25 protein-coding genes are annotated in these 25,065 nt (G+C 65.3%); 15 read left to right on the top strand and 10 right to left on the bottom strand.

The window, feature by feature from the left end:
- Nucleotides 1-394: 394 nt before the first annotated feature.
- The 3 genes from L0U81_RS13610 (at nt 395) to L0U81_RS13600 (ending at nt 2,685) form a co-directional block, all read left to right on the top strand.
- On the top strand, nt 395-1,618 hold the full coding sequence (locus L0U81_RS13610) for a ribonucleotide-diphosphate reductase subunit beta (protein WP_233803446.1): 1,224 nt from the start codon (nt 395-397) through the stop codon (nt 1,616-1,618).
- An 87-nt stretch (nt 1,619-1,705) separates the two neighbouring features.
- The gene (locus L0U81_RS13605; protein WP_233803444.1) at nt 1,706-2,023 is read left to right on the top strand and encodes a hypothetical protein; all 318 of its coding nucleotides are present in this window, start codon (nt 1,706-1,708) and stop codon (nt 2,021-2,023) included.
- A 29-nt stretch (nt 2,024-2,052) separates the two neighbouring features.
- Nucleotides 2,053-2,685 (top strand): histone H1-like DNA-binding protein, encoded by a 633-nt coding sequence (locus L0U81_RS13600; protein ID WP_233804331.1) that lies wholly within the window; start codon nt 2,053-2,055, stop codon nt 2,683-2,685.
- Between the two features lie 227 nt (nt 2,686-2,912).
- Here the strand turns inward: L0U81_RS13600 and L0U81_RS13595 are convergent, their stop codons facing one another.
- The 10 genes from L0U81_RS13595 to L0U81_RS13550 all read right to left on the bottom strand — a co-directional run bounded on the left by L0U81_RS13595 (nt 2,913) and on the right by L0U81_RS13550 (nt 11,215).
- Nucleotides 2,913-3,389: a glycine zipper 2TM domain-containing protein gene (locus L0U81_RS13595; RefSeq protein WP_233803442.1), complete on the bottom strand. Its 477-nt coding sequence runs from the start codon at nt 3,387-3,389 to the stop codon at nt 2,913-2,915.
- A gap of 25 nt (nt 3,390-3,414) precedes the next feature.
- Complete coding sequence (locus tag L0U81_RS13590; protein WP_233803440.1) at nt 3,415-4,353, bottom strand: carbohydrate kinase family protein; 939 nt, start codon at nt 4,351-4,353, stop codon at nt 3,415-3,417.
- A gap of 92 nt (nt 4,354-4,445) precedes the next feature.
- On the bottom strand, nt 4,446-4,946 hold the full coding sequence (gene tpx / locus L0U81_RS13585) for a thiol peroxidase (RefSeq protein ID WP_008923073.1): 501 nt from the start codon (nt 4,944-4,946) through the stop codon (nt 4,446-4,448).
- A gap of 71 nt (nt 4,947-5,017) precedes the next feature.
- Nucleotides 5,018-6,325: a zinc-ribbon and DUF3426 domain-containing protein gene (locus L0U81_RS13580; RefSeq protein ID WP_233804329.1), complete on the bottom strand. Its 1,308-nt coding sequence runs from the start codon at nt 6,323-6,325 to the stop codon at nt 5,018-5,020.
- Nucleotides 6,326-6,372: 47 nt separating this feature from the next.
- On the bottom strand, nt 6,373-7,275 hold the full coding sequence (prmA, locus tag L0U81_RS13575) for a 50S ribosomal protein L11 methyltransferase (protein WP_233803438.1): 903 nt from the start codon (nt 7,273-7,275) through the stop codon (nt 6,373-6,375).
- 3 nt (nt 7,276-7,278) lie between these two features.
- Nucleotides 7,279-8,643, bottom strand: a complete 1,365-nt coding sequence (gene accC / locus L0U81_RS13570) for an acetyl-CoA carboxylase biotin carboxylase subunit (protein ID WP_233803436.1) — start codon at nt 8,641-8,643, stop codon at nt 7,279-7,281.
- 116 nt (nt 8,644-8,759) lie between these two features.
- Nucleotides 8,760-9,230 (bottom strand): acetyl-CoA carboxylase biotin carboxyl carrier protein, encoded by a 471-nt coding sequence (gene accB, locus L0U81_RS13565; RefSeq protein WP_233803434.1) that lies wholly within the window; start codon nt 9,228-9,230, stop codon nt 8,760-8,762.
- 78 nt (nt 9,231-9,308) lie between these two features.
- Complete coding sequence (gene aroQ, locus L0U81_RS13560) at nt 9,309-9,764, bottom strand: type II 3-dehydroquinate dehydratase (RefSeq protein ID WP_175149027.1); 456 nt, start codon at nt 9,762-9,764, stop codon at nt 9,309-9,311.
- Between the two features lie 208 nt (nt 9,765-9,972).
- Nucleotides 9,973-10,545: a TlpA family protein disulfide reductase gene (locus tag L0U81_RS13555; protein WP_233803432.1), complete on the bottom strand. Its 573-nt coding sequence runs from the start codon at nt 10,543-10,545 to the stop codon at nt 9,973-9,975.
- A 19-nt stretch (nt 10,546-10,564) separates the two neighbouring features.
- Entirely contained in the window at nt 10,565-11,215 is a 651-nt protein-coding gene (locus L0U81_RS13550; RefSeq protein ID WP_233803430.1) for a UDP-N-acetylmuramate--alanine ligase, read from the bottom strand.
- Nucleotides 11,216-11,395: 180 nt separating this feature from the next.
- On the opposite strand from L0U81_RS13550, the gene mpl reads away from it, so the two are divergent.
- The 12 genes from mpl to araH all read left to right on the top strand — a co-directional run bounded on the left by mpl (nt 11,396) and on the right by araH (nt 25,027).
- The gene (mpl, locus tag L0U81_RS13545; protein ID WP_233803428.1) at nt 11,396-12,790 is read left to right on the top strand and encodes a UDP-N-acetylmuramate:L-alanyl-gamma-D-glutamyl-meso-diaminopimelate ligase; all 1,395 of its coding nucleotides are present in this window, start codon (nt 11,396-11,398) and stop codon (nt 12,788-12,790) included.
- Nucleotides 12,787-13,401 carry a YqiA/YcfP family alpha/beta fold hydrolase gene (locus tag L0U81_RS13540; RefSeq protein ID WP_233803426.1) on the top strand — a complete coding sequence of 205 codons (615 nt, stop codon included), beginning with the start codon at nt 12,787-12,789 and terminating at the stop codon, nt 13,399-13,401. Before mpl ends, L0U81_RS13540 begins: the two co-directional genes overlap by 4 nt.
- Before the next feature lie 211 nt (nt 13,402-13,612).
- A complete protein-coding gene (locus L0U81_RS13535; RefSeq protein ID WP_233803424.1) occupies nt 13,613-15,727 on the top strand; it encodes a ribonuclease catalytic domain-containing protein in 2,115 nt (704 codons plus the stop codon).
- Nucleotides 15,724-16,587, top strand: coding sequence for a shikimate dehydrogenase (gene aroE, locus L0U81_RS13530; RefSeq protein ID WP_233803422.1), 864 nt, complete (start codon nt 15,724-15,726; stop codon nt 16,585-16,587). The genes L0U81_RS13535 and aroE overlap by 4 nt, the downstream gene beginning before the upstream one ends.
- Before the next feature lie 23 nt (nt 16,588-16,610).
- Nucleotides 16,611-17,345 (top strand): monofunctional biosynthetic peptidoglycan transglycosylase, encoded by a 735-nt coding sequence (gene mtgA / locus L0U81_RS13525; RefSeq protein ID WP_233803421.1) that lies wholly within the window; start codon nt 16,611-16,613, stop codon nt 17,343-17,345.
- A 261-nt stretch (nt 17,346-17,606) separates the two neighbouring features.
- A complete protein-coding gene (locus L0U81_RS13520; RefSeq protein ID WP_233803419.1) occupies nt 17,607-18,581 on the top strand; it encodes an IclR family transcriptional regulator in 975 nt (324 codons plus the stop codon).
- A complete protein-coding gene (locus L0U81_RS13515; RefSeq protein WP_233803417.1) occupies nt 18,578-19,660 on the top strand; it encodes a 2-dehydro-3-deoxygalactonokinase in 1,083 nt (360 codons plus the stop codon). The genes L0U81_RS13520 and L0U81_RS13515 overlap by 4 nt, the downstream gene beginning before the upstream one ends.
- Nucleotides 19,661-19,705: 45 nt before the next feature.
- A complete protein-coding gene (locus L0U81_RS13510) occupies nt 19,706-20,386 on the top strand; it encodes a 2-dehydro-3-deoxy-6-phosphogalactonate aldolase (RefSeq protein ID WP_233803415.1) in 681 nt (226 codons plus the stop codon).
- Nucleotides 20,383-21,159: an SDR family oxidoreductase gene (locus L0U81_RS13505; protein WP_233803413.1), complete on the top strand. Its 777-nt coding sequence runs from the start codon at nt 20,383-20,385 to the stop codon at nt 21,157-21,159. Before L0U81_RS13510 ends, L0U81_RS13505 begins: the two co-directional genes overlap by 4 nt.
- 145 nt (nt 21,160-21,304) lie before the next feature.
- Nucleotides 21,305-22,303: an arabinose ABC transporter substrate-binding protein gene (locus L0U81_RS13500; protein WP_233803411.1), complete on the top strand. Its 999-nt coding sequence runs from the start codon at nt 21,305-21,307 to the stop codon at nt 22,301-22,303.
- A gap of 96 nt (nt 22,304-22,399) precedes the next feature.
- A complete protein-coding gene (araG, locus tag L0U81_RS13495; RefSeq protein ID WP_233803410.1) occupies nt 22,400-23,956 on the top strand; it encodes an L-arabinose ABC transporter ATP-binding protein AraG in 1,557 nt (518 codons plus the stop codon).
- Between the two features lie 54 nt (nt 23,957-24,010).
- On the top strand, nt 24,011-25,027 hold the full coding sequence (gene araH / locus L0U81_RS13490) for an L-arabinose ABC transporter permease AraH (RefSeq protein ID WP_233803408.1): 1,017 nt from the start codon (nt 24,011-24,013) through the stop codon (nt 25,025-25,027).
- The last annotated feature ends 38 nt before the right edge of the window (nt 25,028-25,065 follow it).

Here is a 25,065-nt window from a genome sequence, read left to right as displayed (position 1 = left end):
AACACCCGACGAAGCGCGCGGCTCGATCAGGATCAACAGCCGCATGCATCGCCCGACATGACATCGCACTTCACTCGTCGACGCCGACTCTCGCGTCGATCGGCTCGCGCGGCATCGATCAGTCAACGGATGCCGCGAACGCACTGCGCAATACATATAGATAGAGCAACGAAACGACGTGTCGAAACGTTGCTCTTCGAGTTCGCGAAGCACCTCGACAACACCTGTTCAACACGCGTTCATCGCGTGTCACTCGACGCATCACACACAGCACGTCGAACAAAGTGTTGTATGAACGTAGCAACGTGAATCGAAAACAGGAATTTTCGCGAGCGAACTCTTTTATCGCTCGTGAAAAGATGGTACAAACCGTTCTAAATTGATGGTGACATTTATGCTCAACTGGGATGACGAGATCACTGCCGTAACTCCCTCGAGCGCGACGCAACCGGAAGTGTTGCGCAACGCTGCGGGGTCGGCTGTAGGTTCGCAAATCGGAACGCGTTCCGCTCCTCATGCTCCCTCCGCTCAAGAAGTCTTCGCGAACGACATCGCTGTCGCTCCCGTCGCTCATGCCGGCAACGCGGCGGCTGCTTCCGAAGCGCGCGTCAATGTCGCCGACAAGCGCATCATCAACGGCCAGACTGACGTCAATCAGCTGGTGCCGTTCAAGTACAAGTGGGCCTGGGAAAAGTATCTGGCGGGTTGTGCCAACCACTGGATGCCGCAGGAAGTGAACATGTCGCGCGACATCGCCCTGTGGAAAGACCCGAACGGGCTGACCGAAGACGAGCGTCGCGTCGTCAAGCGCAACTTGGGCTTCTTCGTGACGGCCGACTCGCTTGCCGCCAACAACATCGTGCTGGGCACCTACCGCCACATCACGGCGCCCGAATGCCGCCAGTTCCTGCTGCGCCAGGCGTTCGAAGAGGCGATCCACACGCACGCTTACCAGTACATCGTCGAGTCGCTCGGTCTCGACGAGGGCGAAATCTTCAACGCGTATCACGAGGTTCCCTCGATCCGCGCGAAAGACGAATTCCTGATTCCGTACATCCACGTGCTGACCGACCCGGCCTTCAAGACCGGTACGCTTGAGGCAGACCAGACGCTGCTGCGCTCGCTGATCGTGTTCGCCTGTGTGATGGAGGGCCTGTTCTTCTACGTCGGCTTTACACAAATCCTGGCGCTCGGCCGCCAGAACAAGATGACCGGCGCGGCGGAGCAGTACCAGTACATCCTGCGCGACGAGTCGATGCACTGCAACTTCGGCATCGACCTGATCAACCAGATCAAACTCGAAAACCCGCACCTGTGGACGGCTGAGTTCCGCGCCGAAATTCGCGCGATCTTCCAGCAGGCGGTCGAGCTCGAATATCGCTACGCCGAAGACACGATGCCGCGCGGGGTGCTCGGCCTCAACGCGTCGATGTTCAAGAGCTATCTGCGCTTCATCTGCAACCGCCGTTGCCAGCAGATCGGTCTCGATCCGCTGTACCCGAACGAGGAAAACCCGTTCCCGTGGATGAGCGAGATGATCGACCTGAAGAAGGAACGCAATTTCTTCGAGACGCGAGTGATCGAATATCAGACTGGCGGTGCGCTGTCCTGGGAGTAAGCCGGGATTCGCGTCGCGGATGTATTCATTGATGGGGATGCCGCCGCCTGTGGCCGCGGCGCCCCGGGTTAGGAGCAGAACGGCCTGATGCAAAGCGTGCCCGGTGCCTTGACGGCCCACAAACATGACAGGCACTTTGCGGACCCTTCAGTGGGATGGGCAAACTTCCCCCCGGAAAAAGCCGCTGGCGTCGTTGCCGGCGGCCCGATCAAGCCATTGCCGGCGTCGCCTTGCGACGCCGACCAGATCTGGCGCGCGGTGCCTTCGGGCACGGCGCGCCTTACCGCATTCATTAGCGTAAGCGCGTTGCACCAGCGTACGCCGATGAATAGCCCGCTTCGTAGCGCGCGCCCTGAGAAGCGTCCGCGGGAAGCGGGTTTTGACGAAGGGTGTAGTTTGAACTGACCTCATCTCAAAACCTGAAGGAGAAAATGATGGCAACTGCAAAGAAAGCCGCGGCCAAGAAGCCCGCAGCGAAGAAGACCGCAGCCAAGAAGGCTGCTCCGGCTAAGAAAGCCGCACCGGCCAAGAAGGTCGCCGCGAAGAAGGTCGCAGTGAAGAAGGTCGCAGCGAAGAAGGTTGCAGCCAAGAAGGTCGCGGCGAAGAAGGCAGCACCGGCGAAGAAAGCCGCAGTGAAGAAGGTTGCAGCGAAGAAGGTTGCAACCAAGAAGGTCGCGGCGAAGAAGGCAGCACCGGCGAAGAAGGCCGCAGTGAAGAAGGTCGCAGCGAAGAAGGTCGCAGCGAAGAAGGCCGCACCGGCGAAGAAAGCCGCAGTGAAGAAGGTCGCAGCGAAGAAGGCAGCTCCGGCGAAGAAGGCCGCTGCCAAGAAGGCGGCTGCGCCTGCGAAAAAGGCTGCGGCCAAGAAAGCTGCACCTGCCAAGAAGGCTGCGCCTGCGAAGAAGGCCGCTGCTCCTGCGAAAAAGGCAGCTCCTGCGAAGAAGGCTGTCGCCAAGAAGGCTGCGCCTGCTCCCGCTGCGCCTGCTGTCTCGAGCGCACCGGCGGCGACGGTGAAGACCGCGCTGAACCCGGCAGCGGCATGGCCGTTCCCGACGGGCAGCCGTCCGTAAGCCGTAGCAGTAAGTCGGCACATCGCGTGATGTGTCGGATGACCGGGTCGTACTCGACTTCGTGCGAGTGCCACCCGGTCAGTGTCCCGTTACCGGTGTGCTGGTGGCGGGATTTTTTTTGCCCGGGCCCTGAAAGAAAAACACGCATGAACCCGTGAGGGCGCATGCGTGCGGAGTCGTCGTCGCGGCGCTGAACTGCGTGCGACCGTGCGAGAGGGGAGCTGCGCTTAGTGCGTGACGCGCGTGACGCCGCCGCTCGACAGCAGCCTCACGCGATCGCCGGCGCGGAAGATCTCGCCGGTGGCAGTTTGGGTGATCGCGCGCATGTCGCCGTTGTCGAGTCGCACGGTGATTTCGATACCGTCGCGCATCGCCACGCGGTTTTCGATTGCATTGCCGGCGACCGCACCGCCGATGCCGCCGACGATACCCGTCGCGACGGAGCCGCGTCCGCCGCCGATCGTACTGCCGGCCAGCGCGCCGAGCGCTGCGCCGCCGAGTGCGCCGATGCCGATCGGCTGACCTTCGTTCGTGCTGATCCGCACCGCGCGCACGCTATCCACGGTGCCCATGCGAACAGTCTGTTCACGTTGCGCCTGCGACGCAGTGAAGACGTCGGGAGAACTGCTGTTGACCGCACACCCCGACAAGGCCAGCGATCCAGCGATCAAAGTGGCGGCGACCAGGCGACTCGTTGATCTCATTCCCAAACTCCCATAGCTCGCGATATCAGGGCAGGTCGTATCCGAAGGCTTGCCTGAACCGCTCGTTGATTTCCACCCGGCTGGGCGCGTAGTTTTGCGGGCCTTGCCGCTCGATCTTCAGTGCCCCCATCAGGCTGGCGAGACGGCCGGTCGTGGCCCAGCCGAGTCCCTTCTCGATACCGTGGAGCAAGCCGCCGCGAAACGCGTCGCCGCAACCGGTGGGATCGAGAACCTGCTTCGCCTTGACAGCCGGAATCTCTTCGATGCCGCCGCCGTGATGGATTTGTGCACCCTTCTCGCCGAGCGTGATGATCAACGCGTCGACCTTGCTGGCGATCTGTTCGATCGACCAGCCGGTCTTGTTGCTCACCAGCCTGGCTTCGTAATCGTTGACCGCAACATAAGTGGCAAGTTCAATGATGCGCCGCAGCGTCTCGCCATCGAACAGCGGCAAACCCTGGCCCGGATCGAAGATGAACGGCACGCCCGCGGCGGCAAGCTGTTCGGAGTGCTGAACCATGCCGTCGTAGCCGTCGGGCGCGACGATGCCGAGCGTCACGCCTTTCACTTCGTCAGCGCGGTTGTGATGCGACTGCATCATCGCTCCCGGATGGAACGCGGTGATCTGGTTGTTCTCGAGGTCGGTCGTGATCATCGCCTGCGCCGAGTAGGCGTCCGGCACGACGAGCACGTTTTCTGTCGACAGGCCGAGCGCCGCGAGCCGGTCCAGATAGAGCTGCGCATCGACGGCGCCGATCGCTCCCATGATGCGCGCTTCGCCGCCGAGCAGATTCAGCGCATAGGCGATGTTGCCCGCGCAGCCGCCGAACTCGCGACGCATGGTCGGCACGAGAAAGCTTACGTTCAGGATGTGGACCTGCTCCGGCAGGATGTGCTCCCGAAAGCGGCCTTCGAAGGTCATGATGTTGTCGTATGCGAGCGAGCCGCAGATGAGCGTAGCCAAAGCGAGCGTTCCTGTATGAAAGCGGTGGGAAGAGGCGCGATGCGGCGACAGCGCCGCGCGAGGCGCGGTGCTGTCGTTCGCGCGCAGAAGGCTTACTTCAGCGCGGCGAGTGCTGCGTCGTAGTTCGGCTCGTTCTTGATTTCGCCGACCAGTTCGGCGTGCACGACCTTGTCGTTCTCGTCGATCACGACGACCGCGCGCGCGGTCAGGCCGGTCAGCGGACCGCTCGTGACGTCGACGCCGTACGCTTGCGCGAACTCATGGCCGCGGAACGTCGACGCGGTCACCACGTTCTCGATGCCCTCGGTCGTGCAGAAGCGCGACGCCGCGAACGGCAGGTCGCCCGACACGACGATCACGGCCGTGTTGGTGAGCTTTGCGGCCGCTTCGTTGAACTTGCGGGTCGACGTCGCGCAGGTCGGCGTGTCGAGGCTCGGGACGATGTTGAGCACCTTGCGCTTGCCGGCGAAGTCGGCGAGCGTCAGCGGCTTCAGGTCCTTGCCGACCAGCGAGAACGCGGCGGCCTGCTGGCCGACCGACGGGAACGTGCCGCTTACTTCGATCGGGTTGCCACCCAGCGTGACTTGACTCATGTGTTGTGCTCCAAAAAGTGCGTCAGTGATGACAATGAAGCGCCCGCTCGGAGCGGGCGCGCGAGGGTGCGTTACGGATAAAAAATCTGTACGCGGAAATTGGAGGCGATCGCAGTGCCGGTGTCGAGATGGACGATCATCGTCTGCGTCGCGTGTGCGGGCAGGCCGTTTGCGATCACCGTGCCGGGCGGCACGTAATCCTGCGGCCACAGCACGCGCCGCACGGCGACGTTGTTCTGATCGTCGAGCAGCGTGAGTTCGATCGCGGGGTAGGCGAGCGCGATGTTCAGGCGGTTGTGCAGCGGCATCTTCAGTTCGAGCTTGTGCGGGCCGTCGATCTGCCGCAGGTCGGATGGCTCGACCAGCAATCCTTCGATGTCGTGCGGCGGCGTCAGCTGGCAACCGAGATACGCGCAGGCCCGCGCATACAGAATCTGCGAGCGCGGCAGGTTGACCATCACGGTCTCGCGTTGCCACCACGCGAGTTGCGCGAGCAGCGCAATGACGAGCAGCGCGGAGAGCACCACGCCGCCCACGAGCCAGCCGATGCGCCCGACATCCGCAGGGCGGGTTTCGCGCACCACCCGGAACGGATCGGCGTCGTCGCCGGCGGGCGGGTTGACCGAAAACGGCTCGCCGCTCGATGCGGCGGGCGCAGGGCCGCCGGGCGGGCGCGGGCCGCCAGGGCCGCCGGTGCCGGAAGCGCCTGTGACGCCCGCAGCGCCCAGGCCTGCGGCGGTCCCGAAGCCGGCCGGGCCTGTACCGATCGAGCCGAAGCGCGGCTCGTTGTCCGACATGCCATGCAGCCCCGCTGGTTCGTGCAGCGCGGGTTCATCGAGCGTGGACGGCTCGGGGCGTTCGACCTTGTGCCAGACGCGCGGCGCTTCGTCTTCGAGTGGCGGCGGGGTAACAGGCGCGGCGGGATGCGCCGCGGGCGGGACGACAGCCGGTTCATCGACCGTGTCGTCAGTGGGATAGGCAAACGGCTCGAACGGCGCGTCGGCCAGCGTCGGCTCATGGTCCGCGCGCAGCGGCGCGAGCGGCACGCTGGCGGCGTGATCACGCAAACGGCTGTCGAGCGTACTGCTCGAAGTGCTGGGGGAGACGTGGCCCGAAGCCGGCGCCCGCGGGTCCAACGCGTTGCCGCTGAAGTCCGGGCCTGGTTGCCGCACTCCGGACAGCGCTTCAATCGCCGCCGCGGCGGCAATCGGTTTGGCCGTGGAAAAATCGCCGCCTTCGGAGACGTCGAACAGACTGCTCGACGCGTCGAAGACTTCCTGGCAACGCCCGCACCGCACGAGGCCGCGGCGCTGCGCAAGCTGCGCCGGTTGCAGAAGGAAGACAGTTTCGCAGAAGGGGCAACGCGTCGCCAGGTGCATATCGAGCCGTTGAGCCGGAGGCCGTTGGGTTGACAATACGCCTTATTCTAATGGCTTTCGCGGCGCGTTCCGGCGAGGCACACCCAACCCTCATGCTCGCGCCACACGCTGATATCGATCCAGCGCGCATAGACCTGCGCAACCTCGTCGGCCTGGCGCGCAAGAATGCCCGACAGCGCGATGCGCCCGCCCGGCTTCACCTTCGACGACAGCATCGACGCCATCAGCTTCAGCGGATTGGACAGGATGTTCGCGACCACGACGTCGAACTCGCCGGCCGGACAGGCGTCGGGCAGGCCATAAGTGACCTCGGCGTGATTGCGCTCGCTATTGTGACGCGCCGATTCGACCGCCTGCGGATCGATGTCGATGCCGATCACGGGATCGGCGCCGCACTTCTTCGCGAGAATGGCGAGAATACCCGAGCCGCAGCCGTAGTCGAGCACGGACTGGCCGGCCCTGACCGACTGCTCGATCCACTCCATGCACAGGCGCGTGGTGGGGTGGCTACCGGTGCCGAACGCGAGGCCCGGGTCGAGTTCGAGGACGAGCGCGTCGGGGTCCGGCGCGTCGTGCCACGACGGCACCACCCAGATGCGCTCGCCGATCTGGATCGGATCGAACTGCGACTGCGTGAGCCGAACCCAGTCCTGCTCCTCGACCTCGCGCACGGTATACGCCGGCGCGACATCGAGTCCGATTTCGTTTGCTGCGGCGGTCAGCAGCACGGCCGGATCGTGCTCGGGCGCGAGCAGTGCGATCACGCGCGAATGCTGCCACGCCGTGCGATCCGGCGTGAGACCGGGCTCGCCGAACAGTGGCTGCTCGTCGGGCGTGTCCGCGTCGGCGTCTTCGACCGACACGGACAGAGCGCCCAGCTCGAGCAGCGCGTCGGAGAACTCCTCCGCGTGCTCGCGCGCCAGTTCGGCGACCAGTTCCCGATAGCTCATGACTTACGCTTCTTCCGCGACCTGCTGACGCGCGGCCAGCCGGTTTTCAAGGTAGTGAATGCTGGTGCCGCCTTCGACGAACTTCGCGTCGAGCATCAGCTCGCGGTGCAGCGGGATGTTGGTCTGAATGCCTTCGACCACCATTTCCGACAACGCGATACGCATCCGCATGATCGCCTGTTCGCGCGTAGCGCCGTAAGCGATCAGCTTGCCGATCATCGAATCATAGTTCGGCGGCACGAAATAGCCGTTGTACGCGTGCGAATCGACACGGATGCCGGGGCCGCCCGGCATGTGCCACGAGGTCAGGCGTCCCGGCGACGGCGTGAACTTGAACGGATCTTCGGCGTTGATCCGGCATTCGATCGCATGGCCGCGGAACTGGATGTCGCGCTGACGGAACGTAAGCTTCTCGCCGGCCGCGATGCGGATCTGTTCCTGCACGATGTCCACACCGGTGATCAGTTCGGTCACCGGATGCTCGACCTGCACGCGCGTGTTCATCTCGATGAAGTAGAACTCGCCGTTTTCGTACAGGAACTCGAAGGTGCCCGCGCCGAGATAGCCCATCTTCTTGCACGCATCCGCGCAACGATCGCCGATGCGGTCGATCAGACGACGTGCGATGCCCGGCGCCGGCGCTTCCTCGATCACCTTCTGGTGACGGCGCTGCATCGAGCAGTCGCGCTCGCCGAGCCACACGGCGTTCTTGAACGAGTCGGCCAGCACCTGGATTTCGATGTGGCGCGGGTTCTCGAGGAATTTCTCCATGTAGACCTGCGGGTTGCCGAACGCGCGGCCGGCTTCCTCGCGGGTCATGTTGACCGCGTTCACGAGCGCCGCTTCCGTGTGCACCACGCGCATGCCGCGGCCACCGCCGCCGCCCGCCGCCTTGATGATGACCGGGTAGCCGATCTGGCGGGCGATCTTCACGATCTCCTTCGGATCGTCCGGCAGGGCGCCTTCTGAACCCGGCACGCAAGGCACGCCGGTCTTGATCATGGACTGCTTGGCCGTGACCTTGTCGCCCATCATGCGGATCGTTTCCGGACGCGGGCCGATGAAGGTAAAGCCGGACTGCTCGACGCGCTCGGCAAAGTCGGCGTTCTCCGACAGGAAGCCGTAGCCGGGGTGGATCGCTTCGGCGTCGGTGACTTCGGCCGCGCTGATCAGCGCGGGCATGTTCAGATAGCTCAGATTCGACGGTGCCGGGCCGATGCAGACCGCCTCGTCGGCGAGCTTCACGTACTTGGCTTCCTTGTCGGCTTCCGAATAGACGACGACCGTCTTGACGCCGAGCTCGCGGCAGGCGCGCTGGATACGAAGCGCGATCTCGCCACGATTGGCAATGAGGATTTTTTCAAACATAGCGGTTTTTCGACTCATCAATGGGCGCCGGGTCGGTCACGACGCCGGCTACCGCAGAGGATCGGTCGCGCGCCTAGGGAAGAGCGGCGCGCGGGCGGCGAATTGTGCGTGCCGCGTTAGCCGATCACGAACAGCGGTTGGCCGTACTCGACCGCCTGGCCGTTTTCGACGAGGATCTCCTTGACCACGCCGGACTTGTCCGACTCGATCTCGTTGAGCAGCTTCATCGCTTCGATGATGCAGATGGTCTGGCCTTCCTTGACCGTGTCGCCGACCTGCACGAACGGATCGGCGCCCGGCGACGGTGCGCGGTAGAACGTGCCGACCATCGGCGAGGTCACGACGTGACCCTGCGGCGCGGCGGCGGCCGGCGTGGCCGGAGCGCCCGCGGCGAGTGCCGGTGCTTCGGCAGCGCCGACCGGTGCCGGTTGTGCGAATTGCGGTGCGTACGAGGCGGACGGTTGGACGTAAACCGGCGGCGCATTCTTGACGATGCGGACTTTGCCTTCGCCCTCGGTCACTTCGAGTTCGGAAATACCGGACTCCGAGACGAGGTCGATCAGAGTTTTGAGTTTACGTAGATCCATCAGGGTGCCCCTTTCAATGCGTAGAGTGCCGGCTTGTGCAAGTGTGCAGCAGCCGGCTCAAATTGGACGTGTTTGGATTCAGCCGCGCGACGAGCCGGCCGCGAGCCGGTCGAGCGCGAATTCGAGCGCGTACAGATATCCCTTCCAGCCGAGGCCGCAGATCACACCTTCAGCCTGGTCGGAGAAATACGAGTGATGCCGGAACGGTTCGCGACGATGCACGTTCGACAGATGAATCTCGACGAACGGGATGCCGACCCCCGCCAGTGCGTCCCGAATGGCCACGCTCGTATGCGTGTACGCGGCGGGATTGATCAGGATGAAATCAGTTTTCTCGGTGCGGGCCGCCTGAATACGGTCGACCAGCGCGCCTTCGTGATTGCTCTGGAACGACGCGAGCTCGACGCCTGCGTCAGCTGCGCGGTCCGCCAGCGCCTGATCGATCTGCGGCAGGGTCACGCGACCGTAGACCTCGGGTTCCCGGGTGCCGAGAAGATTGAGGTTGGGTCCGTGCAGTACCAGCAGTCGCGTCATGGTCGCTTCTTTTTCCGTGGAATTGCGCGCACTTTAGCGCTGATTAGAGAAACTTGTCTAGTTTCGCGCGCGTACGCAGCGGCGGGCGGCGCGGGCCGCGGCGCAGCCTTGGGTCCAACTTCACTCAAATTCGGGAATTATCCGCGTATTTTTGCTCGTTCTGCACGGAATCGCATGCCAAAAAACGCAGCGTAAGAAATCGGGAAATTTACAGCGCGTCGAGCGTTTGGCGCAGCACCGCGGGGTCGATCTGGCCCAATTTTGTTGAGCGGATGTTGCCTTTTGCGTCGATCACGACGGTAAACGGCAGGCCACCCGCATTGTTGCCGAACGCGCGCGCGAGGTCGGCGCCGCCGAAGCCGGTCACGTAGATGGGGTACGCGACCTTGACCTTCTGCAGGAAGGTCTGGATGTTCTTTTCCGAGTCCACGCCGAGGCCGATGAACTGGATGCCTTTCTTCGCGTACTCGCGCTGGATTTGCGATAGCGCCGGCATTTCCTCGACACACGGACCGCACCACGACGCCCAGAAGTTGACGACGATCGGGTGGCCCTTGAGCAGGCTCAGCGACTGCGGCTTGCCGTCGACGGTCGTGACCGGCGCGGTCCACAACTGCTGGACGGGGCTTGCGTGAGGATCGGTCTGTGCCCCGGACTGCGACCCGGTCTGCGCCGCGTACGCGACGTTGGTATCGCGATTGAGCCAGTGATTGGCCAGCACCCCGCCGCCCGCGGCGACCAGCGCCACGACCGCGCCCGTCAGCATACGTCTCGTGTTCATCGTGCCCCGTTTTGTCTGTTCAAATGGTGAAGGACGGCACTTTGTCGCCGTCGAGCAGCGCCTGCACCGCCTGCAGATTCGCCCGTGCGGTGCGGCCACGCGCGTCGGCGCGCACCGCGCCGCGCAGGTCGTCGGTTTCGTACAGTGCGAGGTGGATGCCGACCGGCTCGGCGCCGCGCTCGTCCGCGGGGCGCCACAGGAAGCTCAGCGTCTCTACGTAGCCGCGGCCAGCAAAGTGCCGTGTTTCCGACACGTCGTACTGGATGTTCGCATTGAGCAGGTAGATCGCAACTTCCTTCGGGTTGTCGCAGAACACCTGCAGATGCACGTCCGAATGTTCGCCGGCCGTGCCGCCGAGCACCGCGCCCGTCAGATAGGGATTGAACGGCGCGAGCCGCTCCATCCAGTCGACCGCGATCACGCGCAGCCGCCGCAGCAGCGCCGGCTGGCTGTCGCCCTGGAACAGCGACTGATATTCGCGGATTTCTTCTTCGATCTGATCGTTGTCCGGTAGCCATTCACCGGCAACCCGCGTGTCGCCGACGACTTGCCGGGCCGCTTTGCGCTTCGCGCTGGCGTAGTCCAGACCGTCTTCGGCAATCAGGCGTGCAGCCGCGATCGCGATTTCCTCGCGCACGCGTTGCGGATCGAAATGTGATTTGCGGACCATCCTTGCATGATACTCGATCGGGCCTGGCGACGCGGTCCGCACAGGGCGGCGCCGGGCGTGGCCGGCAGGGGCAGCGCGGGCCGCGTCGGTTACAATAGGCGTCCTTTGCAGACGGTCGTTCCGGCTGTCCTGCGGCTCTCCCATCCCTCGCAAGAAACGCCCGCGCGGCACGACAGGCTTATGCACATCCACATCCTCGGCATCTGCGGCACCTTCATGGGCGGACTCGCGGTGCTCGCGCGCAACGCGGGCCACACGGTGACCGGCTGCGACGCCGGCGTCTATCCGCCGATGAGCACGCAGCTCGAGGCGCAAGGCATCGGTCTGATCGAGGGTTACGACGCGGACCAGCTGAACGGCCTGAACGCGGATCTGTTCGTGATCGGCAACGTGGTCTCGCGCGGCAACCCGCTGATGGAAGCGATCCTCGACCGCGGTCTGCCGTACGTATCCGGTCCGCAATGGCTCGGCGAGCACGTGCTGAACGGCAAATGGGTGCTGGCGGTGGCCGGCACGCACGGCAAGACCACCACGAGTTCGATGCTCACCTGGCTGCTCGAAGACGCGGGCCTGAACCCGGGCTTCCTGATCGGCGGTGTGCCGCTGAATTTCGGCGTGTCGGCGCGGCTCACGGATTCGAGCTTCTTCGTGATCGAAGCCGACGAATATGACACCGCATTCTTCGACAAGCGCTCGAAGTTCGTCCATTACCGCCCGAAAACGGCGGTGCTGAACAATCTCGAATTCGATCACGCCGACATCTTCCCCGATCTCGCGGCGATCGAAACACAGTTCCATCATTTGATCCGCACGGTGCCGCGCCTCGGCCGCGTCGTCACGAACGGCCGCGAGGACGCGCTCGAGCGCGTGCTGACGCGCGGCTGCTGGAGCGAGGTCGAGCGCTTCGGCGTGCAGGGCGGCTGGGAGATTCAACCGGCGGAACAAGGCGTGCCCGTCGACGAACGCTTTGCCGTTTATCACAACGGCGAGCGCGTCGGCGTGGTCGACTGGCAGGTGCAGGGCGAGCACAACCGGATGAACGCGCTTGCCGCGATCGCCGCCGCACGCCATGTCGGCGTGCCGCCCGCGCAGGCCGCGAAGTCGCTGTCGGGGTTCCGCAACGTGAAGCGCCGCATGGAAGTGCGCGGCAGCGTCGACGGCGTCACTGTGTACGACGACTTCGCGCATCACCCCACTGCGATCGAAACGACGGTGGCCGGGCTGCGCGCGCGCGTCGGCCGCGACAACACGCGGATTCTCGCGGTGCTCGAACCGCGCTCGAACACGATGAAGCTCGGCGTCATGAAAGCGCAACTGCCGGCGAGCCTCGCCGACGCCGATCTCGTGTTCGGCTACGGCGCGCCGAGCGGGCGCGACGCGCTGGGCTGGAACCTCGGCGAGGCGCTCGCGCCGCTCGATGGCAAGGCGCAGGCGTTCGACAACCTCGACGCGCTCGTCAAGGCGGTGGTTCATGCGGCGCGCCCCGGCGACCAGATTCTGGTCATGAGCAACGGTGGCTTCGGCGGCGTGCATCAGAAGCTGCTCGATGGCCTTTCGACGCGAGGCGCTTCGTGATTCTTTATCTGCACGGTTTCCGTTCGTCGCCGAATTCGTTCAAGGCGCGCCTGCTCGCGGCGCGTCTCGCCGAGCTGGGCCGCGCCGACGAATGGTGCTGCCCGATGCTGCCGGTGTCGCCGTTCGAGACGATCGCGCTCGCCGAATCCCGGGTGGCCGAGGCGCGCGCGAAGGGCGGTGCACGGCAGGTGACGGTGATCGGCAGCTCGCTCGGCGGCTACTTCGCCACGTATCTGGCGGAGAAGCATGGCTGGCCGGCCGTGCTGCTGAATCCGGCGGTCGTGCCGCAACGCGATCTCAGCGCGTATCTCGGCGAGCAGCCGTTGTGGCACGGTGGCGGCAGCATCGTCGTCGAGCCGCATCATCTGGATGAATTGCGCGCGCTCGGCGTCGCGTCGATCACGCGGCCCGAACGCTATTATTTGATGGCAGCCACCGGCGACGAAGTGCTCGATTACCGCGAAATGCTCGCGCACTATCCGGGCGCGCGCACGACGCTGATCGACGGCAGCGACCACGCGATCAGCGAGTTCGCGCAGTACCTCGACGACGTACTGGCTTTTTGCGACGCCGAACACGTCGAGCCGACGACGCCGCGCGCGGAGGCCTGAGCGCGCGTACGCGCGGCGACGCAGCTCTCCGCAAGCACATCAGAAAGACGTACCGACCGCCACCGCCGGTCGCAAGATTCAACCCGCCGGCGCGTGCAGTGCGCGCCGTGGATTCATTATCACGAACAGGTTGCCGTGCCGCGCATGCAGTGATCGATTGCCAAAGGCCGTCGGGCGCGCCGGCAGATGCAAGTCAGAACGAGAGTATTGAGTGAACGTTTTCTTCGAGGAATCGGGCAGTTTCAAGGCCGGCAGTGTGCTGTCGCGCCAGGGCGACGCGTTTCAGGTCGAGTTGCCGGGCGGGCGGCGCGCGAAGGTGCGCGCGAAGGACGTGCTGATCGAGTTCGAGAAGCCCACCGCGGCCGAACTGATGCAGCAGGCCGACGCGCTCGCGCAGGACATCGATCTCGACTTCCTGTGGGAATGTGCGCCGGACGATGAATTTCCGTTTGCGACGCTGGGCGCCGAGTACTTCGGCCAGAGCTTCGGTGCGATCGAACGCGCCGCGCTGGTGCTGCGCATGCACGGCTCGCCGGTGTACTTCCGCCGCAAGGGCCGCGGCATGTACCAGCGCGCGCCGCAAGAGCAACTGAAGATGGCGCTCGCGGGCCTCGAGCGCAAGCGTCAGCAGGCGCTCGTGCAGGCGCAGTACGAGGAAGACCTGAAGGAAGGCCGTCTGCCGGAAGCGTTCGCGGGCGCCAAGGGGCTCGCGCTGCTGACGAAGCCGGACAAGAACACGATCGAGTACAAGGCGCTCGAGGGTGCCGCGGCCGCGCGAGGCATCTCGCAGGCGCGGCTGATGCTCGAATGTGGCGCGATCGCGTCGCCGCGCGCGCTGCATGAGGCGAAGTTCCTGTCCGAGTTCTTCCCGCACGGCACCGGCTTTCCGTCAGTCGCGGCCGCGAACGTGCCAGAAGATCTCCCGCAGGCCGACGTCGAAGCGTTCTCGATCGACGACATCACCACGACCGAAATCGACGATGCGTTCTCGGTCGAGCATCTGGCCGACGGCCGCGTGCGCATCGGCGTGCACATCGCCGCGCCGGCGCTCGGCATCGAACGGGGCGATGACGTCGACGCGATCGCGCGTGCACGTTTGTCGACGGTCTACATGCCCGGCGACAAGATCACGATGCTGCCCGACAGCGTCGTCGAAACCTTCACGCTCGCCGAGGGCGGGTATCGCCCGGCGCTGTCGCTGTACGTGATCGTCAATCGTGAGACGCAGGAAATCGTCGCGAGCGAAACGCGCGCCGAGCGCGTGTTCGTGAAGAACAACCTGCGCCACAACACGCTCGACGAAATCGTCACCGAAGAAGCGCTCGCCGAAGGCAGCGGCGAGTATCCGCACAAGGACGATATCGCGGTGCTGTGGCCGTTCGCCCAGGCGCTGTTCGAAAAGCGCCAGTCCGCGCGCGCCGGCTACGGCCTGCGCCGCGAAGTGCAGCGCAATACCGACTTCAATTTCTACGTCGACGGCGAGCACATCACGATTGCGCCGCGCCGGCGCGGCTCGCCGCTCGACACGATCGTCGCCGAGCTGGCGATTCTCGCGAACTCGTCGTGGGGCGCGTTTCTGCACGACCACGGCGTGCCGGGTATCTACCGCACACAGCGCGCGTTCGGCGCGCCGAGCGGTCCGAAGCGCACGCGCATGCAGACCAACGCCGCGCCGCACGAAGGGCTCGGTGTCACGCAGTATGCGTGGAGCACGTCGCCGCTGCGCCGCTATGTTGACCTCGTGAACCAGTGGCAGCTGATCGCGTGCGTGCAGCACGGCGTGACCGCGAAGCTCGCCGCGCCGTTCAAGCCGAAGGACGCCGATCTGTTCGCGGTCGTGCAGGGCTTCGACGACACCTACACCGCGTACGCCGACTACCAGCGCCGCATGGAGTACTTCTGGTGTTTGCGCTGGCTCACGCAGGAGAATCGCAAGCAGGTGGTCGCGTCGGTCGTGAAGGGTGATCTCGTGCGTCTGGAAGAGATTCCGCTGCTGCTGCACGTGCCGGGTCTCGGCGTGCATGCACGCGGCACGCGTTTGCAGATGGAAGTGATGTCGATCGACGAACTGACGATCGAAGCGTCGGTGCGTCTGTTGCACGTGCTCGATGCGCCGAGCGTGACGAGCGGCGCCGAAGCCGAAGAAGGCGAGGACGAGAGCGACGAAGAACTGCTCGACGCCGCCGATGACAGCGCCGAAAGCGAGGCGGAAGCCGTGGCGGAAGCCGGCACTCCCGAGGGCGACGAATCCGCGGCAAGCGGCGACGGCAACGACACCGCGAACACCGCCGACACCGACCAAAACATCACGGAGCCGGGACGATGAGCGGCAACGAAACGCGCGACCGCTATGCGGTCATTGGCAACCCGGTCGGCCATAGCAAGTCGCCGTTCATCCACGCCCGCTTCGCGGCGCAAACCGGCGAGCCGGTCGACTACGGCCATCTGCTTGCGCCGGTCGACGCGTTCGTGCCGCACGTGCGCGCGTTCATCGAAGCGGGCGGGCGCGGCCTGAACGTAACGGTGCCGTTCAAGCTCGACGCGCATGCGTTCGCGAACACGCTGTCGCCGCGCGCGGCGGCGGCCGGCGCGGTGAACACGCTGCGTGTCGACGCCGACGGCATCTACGGAGACAACACGGATGGCTTCGGCCTCGTGCGCGACATCGAGGTGAATCTCGGCGTGCCGCTGAAGGGCGCGCGCATCCTGCTGCTCGGCGCGGGCGGCGCCGCGCGCGGCGTCGTGCTGCCGATGCTCGACCGCGGGCCGCATACGCTCACGATCGTCAATCGCACGGCGCAAAAGGCCGAAGTGCTGGTCGCGCAGTTCGCGCAGGCCGCGCGCGACGCGCACTGCCGGCTCACCGGCGGCAGCGCCCGCGCGATCGAAGCGGGTCAGTACGACGTGATCGTCAACGCGACCGCGGGCAGCCTCGACGCGTCGCTGCCCGAGTGCGACGACCGCGCGTTCGGCAACGGCACGCTTGCCTACGACATGATGTACGGCGCGCATCCGACGGTCTTCATGCAGCATGCGGCGAAGCTCGGCGCGCGCGGTGCCGACGGCCTCGGCATGCTGGTCGAGCAGGCCGCCGAATCGTTCTACGTGTGGCGCGGCGTGCGCCCCGACGGCGCACCGGTGCTCGCTGAATTGCGCGCGCTGCTGACGGCGCCGTCGCCCGCTTAACGCGAGCGCGGACTGCCCGCACCATGACAGCGAAGCGGCGCGCCAGCGATTCACGCGGCCAGCCCGGTCCGCTGCGCTGGCTCGCTTATCTGATCGCGGTCACGGCGATCGCGTGGCTCGCGACGCAGGCGTTCTACTTCACGCAGATCGCGATCTGGAACGTCGTCAATCCGCGCTCGACCGCGTTCATGCGCTCGGACGCGTGGCGTCTGTCGCAGGATCGGCCCGATCTGTCGATACAGCGCACGTGGGTGCCGTACGATCAGATTTCGCGCAACCTGAAGCGCGCGATCATCGCGTCCGAAGATGCGAACTTCGTCAACAACAAAGGCTACGAAACCGACGCGATCCTGCAGGCGTGGGAGCGCAACAAGACGCAAGGCCGGATCGTGCGCGGCGGTTCGACGATCTCGCAGCAACTCGCGCGCAACCTGTTTCTGTCGCGCGAGAAAAGCTATATCCGCAAGGGCCAGGAGCTGATCATCACCTGGATGCTCGAAACGCTGATGGACAAGCAGCGCATCTTCGAGATCTATCTGAACTCGGTCGAATGGGGCAACGGCGTGTACGGCGCCGAAGCGGCCGCGCAGTACTACTTCAAGACGTCGGCGAGCAAGCTCACGGCCGCGCAGTCGGCGCGGCTCGCGGTGATGTTGCCGCGCCCCAGATATTTCGATGAACACAGGAATTCGGCGTATCTCGCGCAACGCGCGCGCGTGATCGCGCGGCGCATGGGCGCCGCCGAATTGCCGGATTGAAACAGCCCGGTATTGCCCCGGTTTTCTTGCTTCCAGGCCCGCCTCGCGCGGGCTTTTTTGCGTCCTGATGCAGGGGCGCGACGATCCGCTAAACACTCGATCGGCTACTAAAATCTCACTATATGGACTCAACATTCACATATTGGTGATTCTGAAAAGTCGCCCTACAATCCAAGCCAACATGCATCGCCAGTCCGCGCCCAGCGCAGCGACACAGCGAATAGCGAACAGCGACAGAAAAAACCGGAGACGAGGCCCACCATGTCTGGCAGCCAATCACAGGAGCCGAGCGGCGCGTCGAATTCCGCGCCGCACGAGACCTCATCCGTCACCACCCATGTCGCCGCCAGTGCGTCCGGTACCGCGAGAACATCGCGTCCGGTGGCGCGCGCGGCCACCGTCGACGGACTCGGGCTGCCAGTCAACCTATTGGAAATCACGCCGCAGCAGGCCGGCACGCAGACGCTGTTGCGCGGCCTCGCAATTCTCGAGGCGGCCGCGGCCGGCGTGCGCGATCTGCGCAGCTTCGGCGCCGCGCTCGGCACGACCCGCAGCACGACGCACCGGCTCGTCAGCAGCCTCGTGCAGGCGCGCTATCTGCGACAGGTGCAGGGCGGCTATCTGCTCGGACCGAAGCTGATCGAGCTCGGTACGATCGCGCTCGAACAGATGCCACTCACGGCAGTGGCGCGCCCGCACCTGGAGTCGCTTGCCGAGCAGACGCTCGACACGATCCACCTCGGCGTGCGCGACGGCGACGACGTGCTGTATATCGACAAGATCCCGGGCACGCGCGGCCTCGAAATGCGTTCGCGCGTCGGCCATCGGATGCCGCTCGCGTCGACCGGCATCGGCAAGGCGATGATGCTCGACCTCGCGCCGGACGCATGGCGGTCGCTGTTCGATGCGTCGCGCCGCGCGCTCGCGGGCGTGAGCTTCAAGCCCGACAACCGTCCCGACGCGCCGACCTTCCTGCAGCGCATGACCAGCTACGCGGCCGGCGGCTACACGTTCGATCTCGAAGAGAACGAAGCGGCGATCCGCTGCGTCGCGGCGCCGGTGCGCGACGCGTCGGGCGCGATCGTCGCGGCGCTGTCGGTGGCGAGCACGATTCCCTATATGCCGCTCGAACGGATGGACGAACTGATTCCGGTCGTGCAGCGCGAGGCGCGCGCGATTTCGGAAGAACTCGGTTGGCGCGCTCCGCAACCGGCCACGCGCAGGATCAAGCGATGAAACAAGTGGGCACCGCCACGCTGGCGAACCACCAGGCGTCCGCCGAGGGAGCCGCCGTCGCCGATGTCGATTTCGCGCAAGCCGCGCTGATCGCGCTCGACTGGGGCACGACGTCGCTGCGCGCCTATCTGCTCGACGCGCACGGTCGAGTGCTGGCGACGCGCGCATCGACGGCCGGCATCATGAATCTGCCGCGTAGCGCGGCCGAGGGCGGCTTCGACGCCGCCTTCAACGACGCCTGCGGCGCATGGCTCGACCATGCGCGCGGCGTGCCGGTGATCGCGGCGGGGATGGTCGGCAGCGCGCAAGGCTGGCTCGAAGCGCCGTATGTCGAGACGCCCGCGAACGCCGACGCGCTGGTAGCCGGCATCGTCCGCGTGCAGACCGGGTGCGGCGCGACGCTGCATATCGTGCCGGGCGTGCTGCAACGCGGCGAGCTGCCGAACGTGATGCGCGGCGAGGAGACGCAGATTTTCGGCGCGCTCAGCGCGGACGCGAACGGCGGGCAGGACCCGAACGCCATCGACAGCAACGCCCGCTCGCTGATCGGTCTGCCCGGCACGCATGCGAAATGGGCGGTCGTGCAGGCGGAGCGCATCGAGCGGTTTCATACGTTCATGACCGGCGAGGTGTTCGCCGCGCTGCGCGAACACACGATTCTCGGCCGCACGATGGTCACGCCCGATCGTCCGGATATCGAAGCATTTCTGCGCGGCGTGAACATCGCGCGCGAGAAGGGCCAGGCAGGCGTGCTCGCGACCGTGTTCAGCACGCGCACGCTCGGCTTGACCGGCGAGTTGCCGAGCGAGGCGCAGCCCGACTATCTGTCGGGCCTGTTGATCGGACACGAACTGGCCGGCCTAGAAGCGCTACTCGCGCAGCAAGGCAGCTCGCTCGCGCAGCAGAGTCTGCGGCTGATCGGCAACGACGCGCTGTGCGAGCGCTACCGTCTCGCGCTCGCGCAATTCGGCTGTCTGCGCGCGGAGCCGGTCAGGCACGCGACCGAGCGCGGGCTATGGCGCGTCGCCGTCGAAGCGGGGCTCGTCCAGCCGTCCGCTCACGCGGCGCGCGCAGGCTAACCGGCGCTACGTTCGCCCATGACGCTCACGAACCAAGGAACCGACATGCAACCTCACATCAATCTGCCCGCACCGTACATGCCGCACGCGGGTCTGATCACCGCGTTCGAAGCCTGTCCGCTGATCGCGATCCTGCGCGGGGTCACGCCCGCCGACGCCGCCGATCACGGCCAGGCCTTGTACGAAGCGGGTTTTCGCATCGTCGAAGTGCCGCTGAATTCGCCGCAGCCGTTCGACAGCATTGCGGCGATCCGCAAGGTGCTGCCGTCCGACGCGATCGTCGGCGCGGGCACGGTGCTGCATCCGCAGTTCGTCGACGACGTGAAGGCCGCGGGCGGCGAGCTCGTCGTCATGCCGCACAGCGATCCGGATGTCGTCATCGCCGCGAAGACGCGGGGCCTCGCGTGCGCGCCGGGTGTTGCGACGCCGACCGAAGCATTCATCGCGCTGAAGAACGGCGCGGACGTGCTGAAGATGTTCCCCGCCGAGCAGCTCGGCTGCCAGGTCGTCAAGGCATGGCGCGCGGTGATCGCCGCAGAGGTGCCGCTCGTGCCGGTCGGCGGCATCACGCCGGACAACATGGGGCCGTTCCTCAGCGCCGGCGCGAACGGTTTCGGCCTCGGCTCGGCGCTGTACAAGCCGGGACAGAGCGCGGCGGTGACCGCTTCGCATGCGAAGGCGTTCATCAACGGTTTGCGGATCGCCCGCGCGGGCGCGAAGAAATGAACCGGCTCGCCGGCAAAGCCGCTCTCGTGACCGGTGCCGGGCGCGGCATCGGCGCGGCGATCGCGCTCGCGTTCGCGCGCGAGGGCGCGGCGGTCGTGCTGGCGGAACTCGATCTCGACATGGCGCAACGCACGGCCGCACAGATCGAGGCACAGACCGGTGCGCGCGTGCTCGCGGTGCAGACCGACGTGACACAGTCCGCGTCGGTGCAGCAGGCGGTGAGCGAAGGCGAACGCGTCTTCGGCGCGCTCGACATCCTCGTCAACAACGCGGGCATCAATGTGTTCTGCGATCCGCTGACGATGACCGACGCCGACTGGCGGCGCTGTTTCGCGGTCGATCTCGACGGCGTATGGAACGGCTGTCGCGCGGTGCTGCCGGGCATGGTCGAGCGCAGCGCGGGCAGCATCGTGAATATCGCGTCGACGCACGCGTTCAAGATCATTCCGGGCTGCTTTCCGTACCCGGTCGCGAAGCACGGCGTAATTGGCCTCACGCGCGCGCTCGGCATCGAGTACGCACCGCACAACGTGCGCGTGAACGCGATCGCGCCGGGCTACATCGAGACGCAGTTGACGCACGACTGGTGGAACGCGCAGCCCGATCCGGCCGCCGCGAAGCAGGCGACGCTCGATCTGCAGCCGATGAAGCGCATCGGCCGCCCGGAGGAGGTGGCGATGACCGCGGTGTTCCTGGCCTCGGACGAAGCGCCGTTCATCAACGCGAGCTGCATCACCGTCGATGGCGGGCGCTCGGTGCTGTATCACGATTGAATTCGCATCGCGAAGAGACGCTCGCAGACGCGCAAGCACAGACACGCACAGAACACCGGACGACGCGCTGGCCGCGTGTGTCAGACCGGTACTAGAAGACGCGGCCAATACCTTCTCGTTATCAATTAGTCAGGAGACACGCATCATGAAACGCAGAATTTTCCTCACGCTGGTCGCGGCGGCAACGGGTGTGCTCTTCAACGCGCCGGTTGTGCAGGCTGCCGATACCGTCAAGATCGGCTTCCTCGTGAAGCAGCCTGAGGAGCCCTGGTTCCAGGATGAATGGAAATTCGCCGAGATCGCCGCCAAGGACAAGGGCTTTACGCTCGTGAAGATTGGTGCGCCGTCGGGCGAGAAGGTAATGAGCGCCATCGATAACCTCGCCGCGCAGAAGGCGCAGGGCTTCGTGATCTGCACGCCCGACGTCAAGCTCGGGCCGGGCATCGTCGCGAAGGCGAAGGCCGACGGCCTGAAGATGATGACGGTCGACGACCGCCTCGTCGACGGCGCCGGCAAGCCGATCGAGGCGGTGCCGCATATGGGCATCTCGGCGTACAACATCGGCAAGCAGGTTGGCGACGGTATCGCGGCTGAAATCAAGAAGCGCGGCTGGGACATGAAGGACGTCGGCGCGATCGACGTGACCTACGAGCAACTGCCGACCGCCCATGACCGTACCACCGGCGCGACTGACGCGCTGGTCGCCGCGGGCTTCCCGAAAGCGAACGTGATCGCCGCGCCGCAGGCGAAGACCGACACGGAAAACGCGTTCAACGCCGCCAATATCGCGCTGACGAAGAACCCGCAGTTCAAGCACTGGGTCGCTTACGCGCTGAACGACGAAGGCGTGCTCGGCGCGGTGCGCGCGGCGGAAGGCCGGGGCTTCAAGGCCGACAACATGATCGGCATCGGTATCGGCGGTTCGGAATCCGCATTGAACGAGTTCAAGAAGCCGCAACCGACTGGCTTTTTCGGCACCGTGATCATCAGCCCGAAGCGCCACGGCGAGGAAACCTCGGAACTGATGTACGCGTGGATCACGCAAGGCAAGGAGCCGCCGCTGCTCACGCTGACGAGCGGCATGCTCGCGACGCGCGAGAACGTCGGCGAAGTGCGCGAGAAGATGGGCCTCGCGTCGAAGTAAGCGCAAGTCTTGCGGTGGCATGAAGTACACCGCCGGCGCGCCGCTCCGCCCGCATATCGAGGCGGGCGGCGCGCGTACGGTCTACAAGGAGGCGAAGTGTCAGCGACGCTACGTTTTGACAATATTGGCAAGGTTTTTCCAGGCGTGCGCGCGCTCGACGGTGTGTCCTTCGACGTCAACGTCGGCCAGGTGCACGGCCTGATGGGCGAAAACGGCGCGGGAAAATCGACGCTGCTGAAAATTCTCGGCGGCGAGTATCAGCCCGATTCGGGCCGCATGATGATCGACGGCAACGAGGTGCGCTTTCCGAGCGCGGCCGCGTCGATCGGCGCCGGCATCGCGGTGATTCACCAGGAACTGCAGTACGTGCCCGACCTCACGGTCGCGGAGAATCTGCTGCTCGGCCAGCTACCCAATGCGCTCGGCTGGGTCAACAAGCGCGAGGCGAAGCGCTTCGTGCGCGAGCGGCTCGAAGCGATGGGCGTCGCGCTCGATCCGAACGCCAAGCTGCGCAAGCTGTCGATCGCGCAGCGGCAGATGGTCGAAATCTGCAAGGCGCTCATGCGCAACGCGCGCGTGATCGCGCTCGACGAGCCGACCAGCTCGCTGTCGCATCGCGAGACCGAGGTGCTGTTCAAGCTCGTGCGCGATCTGCGCGCCGACAATCGCGCGATGATCTACATCTCGCACCGCATGGACGAGATCTACGAGCTGTGCGACGCGTGCACGATCTTCCGCGACGGCCGCAAGGTCGCGTCGCATCCCACGCTCGAAGGCGTGTCGCGCGACACGATCGTCAGCGAGATGGTCGGGCGGGAGATTTCGGACATCTACAGTTATTCGGCGCGGCCGCTCGGCGAAGTGCGTTTCGCGGCGAAGGCAATCGAAGGTCATCCGCTCGCGCAGCCGGCGAGCTTCGAGGTGCGGCGCGGCGAGATCGTGGGTTTCTTCGGTCTGGTTGGCGCGGGCCGCAGCGAGCTGATGCATCTGGTGTATGGCGCCGAACATCGAAAGGGCGGCGAGCTCGTGCTCGACGGCAAGCCGATCAAGGTGCGCAGCGCGGGCGAGGCGATCAAGCACGGCATCGTGCTGTGTCCCGAGGATCGCAAGGAAGAGGGCATCGTCGCGATGGCGAGCGTCGCTGAGAACATCAACATCAGCTGCCGCCGTCACTTTCTGCGCGCGGGCGTGTTTCTCGATCGCAAGAAAGAAGCGCAGACCGCCGACCGTTTCATCAAGCTGCTGAAGATCAAGACGCCGCATCGCCGGCAGAAGATCCGCTTCCTGTCGGGCGGCAACCAGCAGAAGGCGATTCTGTCGCGCTGGCTCGCCGAGCCCGATCTGAAGGTCGTGATTCTCGACGAACCGACACGCGGCATCGACGTCGGCGCGAAGCACGAGATCTATAACGTGATCTATCAGCTTGCAGAGCGCGGCTGCGCGATCGTGATGATTTCATCCGAACTACCTGAAGTGCTCGGTGTGTCCGACCGGATCGTCGTGATGCGCCAGGGCCGCATTTCCGGCGAGCTTGCGCGCAAGGATGCGACCGAGCAGTCGGTGCTGAGCCTCGCGCTGCCGCAAAGCTCGACCGCGCTGCCGGAGCACGCCAATGCGAACGCCGCCAACCAGAGCGCGTCGCACGCGGCCTGAACCTTATCCGGACGTGAGTCCGCAACCCGTGGGGAACGGGGAGGAGTATTGAACATGCAAGCCAGAGAAAACCTCGCGCAGCAGGCCGCCAAGAGCGCGGCAGACGCGCTGATTCCGCACACCACCGACAAGGCCAAATGGTGGCAGCAGATCACCGAGTACAGCCTGATCGTGATCTTCATCGTGATGTTCCTCACGATGTCGCTGACCGTCGACCATTTCTTCTCGATCGAGAACATGCTCGGCCTCGCGCTGTCGATCTCGCAGATCGGTATGGTCGCGTGCACGATGATGTTCTGCCTCGCGTCGCGCGACTTCGACCTGTCGGTCGGCTCGACCGTCGCGTTCGCCGGTGTGCTGTGCGCGATGGTGCTCAATGCGACGAACAGCACGTTCATCGCGATCGTCGCAGCGGTCGCTGCGGGTGCGGTGATCGGCTTCGTCAACGGCGCGGTGATCGCGTACCTGCGCATCAACGCGCTGATCACGACGCTCGCGACGATGGAAATCGTCCGCGGCCTCGGCTTCATCGTGTCGCATGGGCAGGCGGTCGGCGTGTCGTCGGATACGTTCATCGCGCTCGGCGGCCTGACGTTCTTCGGCGTGTCGCTGCCGATCTGGGTCACGCTGATCTGCTTCATCGTGTTCGGCGTGATGCTGAACCAGACCGTCTATGGCCGCAATACGCTCGCGATCGGCGGCAATCCGGAAGCGTCGCGGCTTGCCGGTATCAACGTCGAGCGCACGCGCGTCTATATCTTCCTGATCCAGGGCGCGGTCACCGCGCTCGCCGGCGTGATTCTCGCTTCGCGTATCACCTCGGGTCAGCCGAACGCCGCCGAAGGCTTCGAGCTGAACGTGATCTCCGCGTGCGTGCTCGGCGGCGTGTCGCTGCTGGGCGGCCGCGCGACGATCTCGGGCGTCGTGATCGGTGTGCTGATCATGGGCACGGTCGAGAACGTGATGAACCTGCTGAATATCGACGCGTTCTACCAGTACCTGGTGCGCGGCGCGATCCTGCTCGCGGCTGTGTTGCTCGACCAGTTGAAGAACCGCGGTTCGCGCGATTGATTCATTTTCACCTCATCCCAAGCTCATAAAGGAATCGA

Origin of the sequence: Paraburkholderia sp. HP33-1 (assembly GCF_021390595.1) — a bacterium.
Classification (GTDB): Bacteria; Pseudomonadota; Gammaproteobacteria; order Burkholderiales; family Burkholderiaceae; genus Paraburkholderia.
The sequence above is the reverse complement of the archived record's forward strand: the minus strand, read 5'-3'. Positions and strand labels throughout refer to the sequence as shown.

Coding starts and splice junctions, on each gene's coding strand:
- aroQ (WP_175149027.1), bottom strand. CDS start 9,764: ATGACGCGACTGCTGGTACTGCACGGACCCAACCTCAATCTTCTCGGC.
- L0U81_RS13550 (WP_233803430.1), bottom strand. CDS start 11,215: ATGGTCCGCAAATCACATTTCGATCCGCAACGCGTGCGCGAGGAAATC.
- araH (WP_233803408.1), top strand. CDS start 24,011: ATGCAAGCCAGAGAAAACCTCGCGCAGCAGGCCGCCAAGAGCGCGGCA.
- L0U81_RS13605 (WP_233803444.1), top strand. CDS start 1,706: ATGCAAAGCGTGCCCGGTGCCTTGACGGCCCACAAACATGACAGGCAC.
- L0U81_RS13595 (WP_233803442.1), bottom strand. CDS start 3,389: ATGAGATCAACGAGTCGCCTGGTCGCCGCCACTTTGATCGCTGGATCG.
- prmA (WP_233803438.1), bottom strand. CDS start 7,275: ATGAGCTATCGGGAACTGGTCGCCGAACTGGCGCGCGAGCACGCGGAG.
- L0U81_RS13520 (WP_233803419.1), top strand. CDS start 17,607: ATGTCTGGCAGCCAATCACAGGAGCCGAGCGGCGCGTCGAATTCCGCG.
- L0U81_RS13555 (WP_233803432.1), bottom strand. CDS start 10,545: ATGAACACGAGACGTATGCTGACGGGCGCGGTCGTGGCGCTGGTCGCC.
- L0U81_RS13600 (WP_233804331.1), top strand. CDS start 2,053: ATGGCAACTGCAAAGAAAGCCGCGGCCAAGAAGCCCGCAGCGAAGAAG.
- L0U81_RS13580 (WP_233804329.1), bottom strand. CDS start 6,325: ATGCACCTGGCGACGCGTTGCCCCTTCTGCGAAACTGTCTTCCTTCTG.
- L0U81_RS13510 (WP_233803415.1), top strand. CDS start 19,706: ATGCAACCTCACATCAATCTGCCCGCACCGTACATGCCGCACGCGGGT.
- aroE (WP_233803422.1), top strand. CDS start 15,724: ATGAGCGGCAACGAAACGCGCGACCGCTATGCGGTCATTGGCAACCCG.
- mtgA (WP_233803421.1), top strand. CDS start 16,611: ATGACAGCGAAGCGGCGCGCCAGCGATTCACGCGGCCAGCCCGGTCCG.
- L0U81_RS13515 (WP_233803417.1), top strand. CDS start 18,578: ATGAAACAAGTGGGCACCGCCACGCTGGCGAACCACCAGGCGTCCGCC.
- tpx (WP_008923073.1), bottom strand. CDS start 4,946: ATGAGTCAAGTCACGCTGGGTGGCAACCCGATCGAAGTAAGCGGCACG.
- accB (WP_233803434.1), bottom strand. CDS start 9,230: ATGGATCTACGTAAACTCAAAACTCTGATCGACCTCGTCTCGGAGTCC.
- L0U81_RS13505 (WP_233803413.1), top strand. CDS start 20,383: ATGAACCGGCTCGCCGGCAAAGCCGCTCTCGTGACCGGTGCCGGGCGC.
- mpl (WP_233803428.1), top strand. CDS start 11,396: ATGCACATCCACATCCTCGGCATCTGCGGCACCTTCATGGGCGGACTC.
- L0U81_RS13500 (WP_233803411.1), top strand. CDS start 21,305: ATGAAACGCAGAATTTTCCTCACGCTGGTCGCGGCGGCAACGGGTGTG.
- L0U81_RS13610 (WP_233803446.1), top strand. CDS start 395: ATGCTCAACTGGGATGACGAGATCACTGCCGTAACTCCCTCGAGCGCG.
- accC (WP_233803436.1), bottom strand. CDS start 8,643: ATGTTTGAAAAAATCCTCATTGCCAATCGTGGCGAGATCGCGCTTCGT.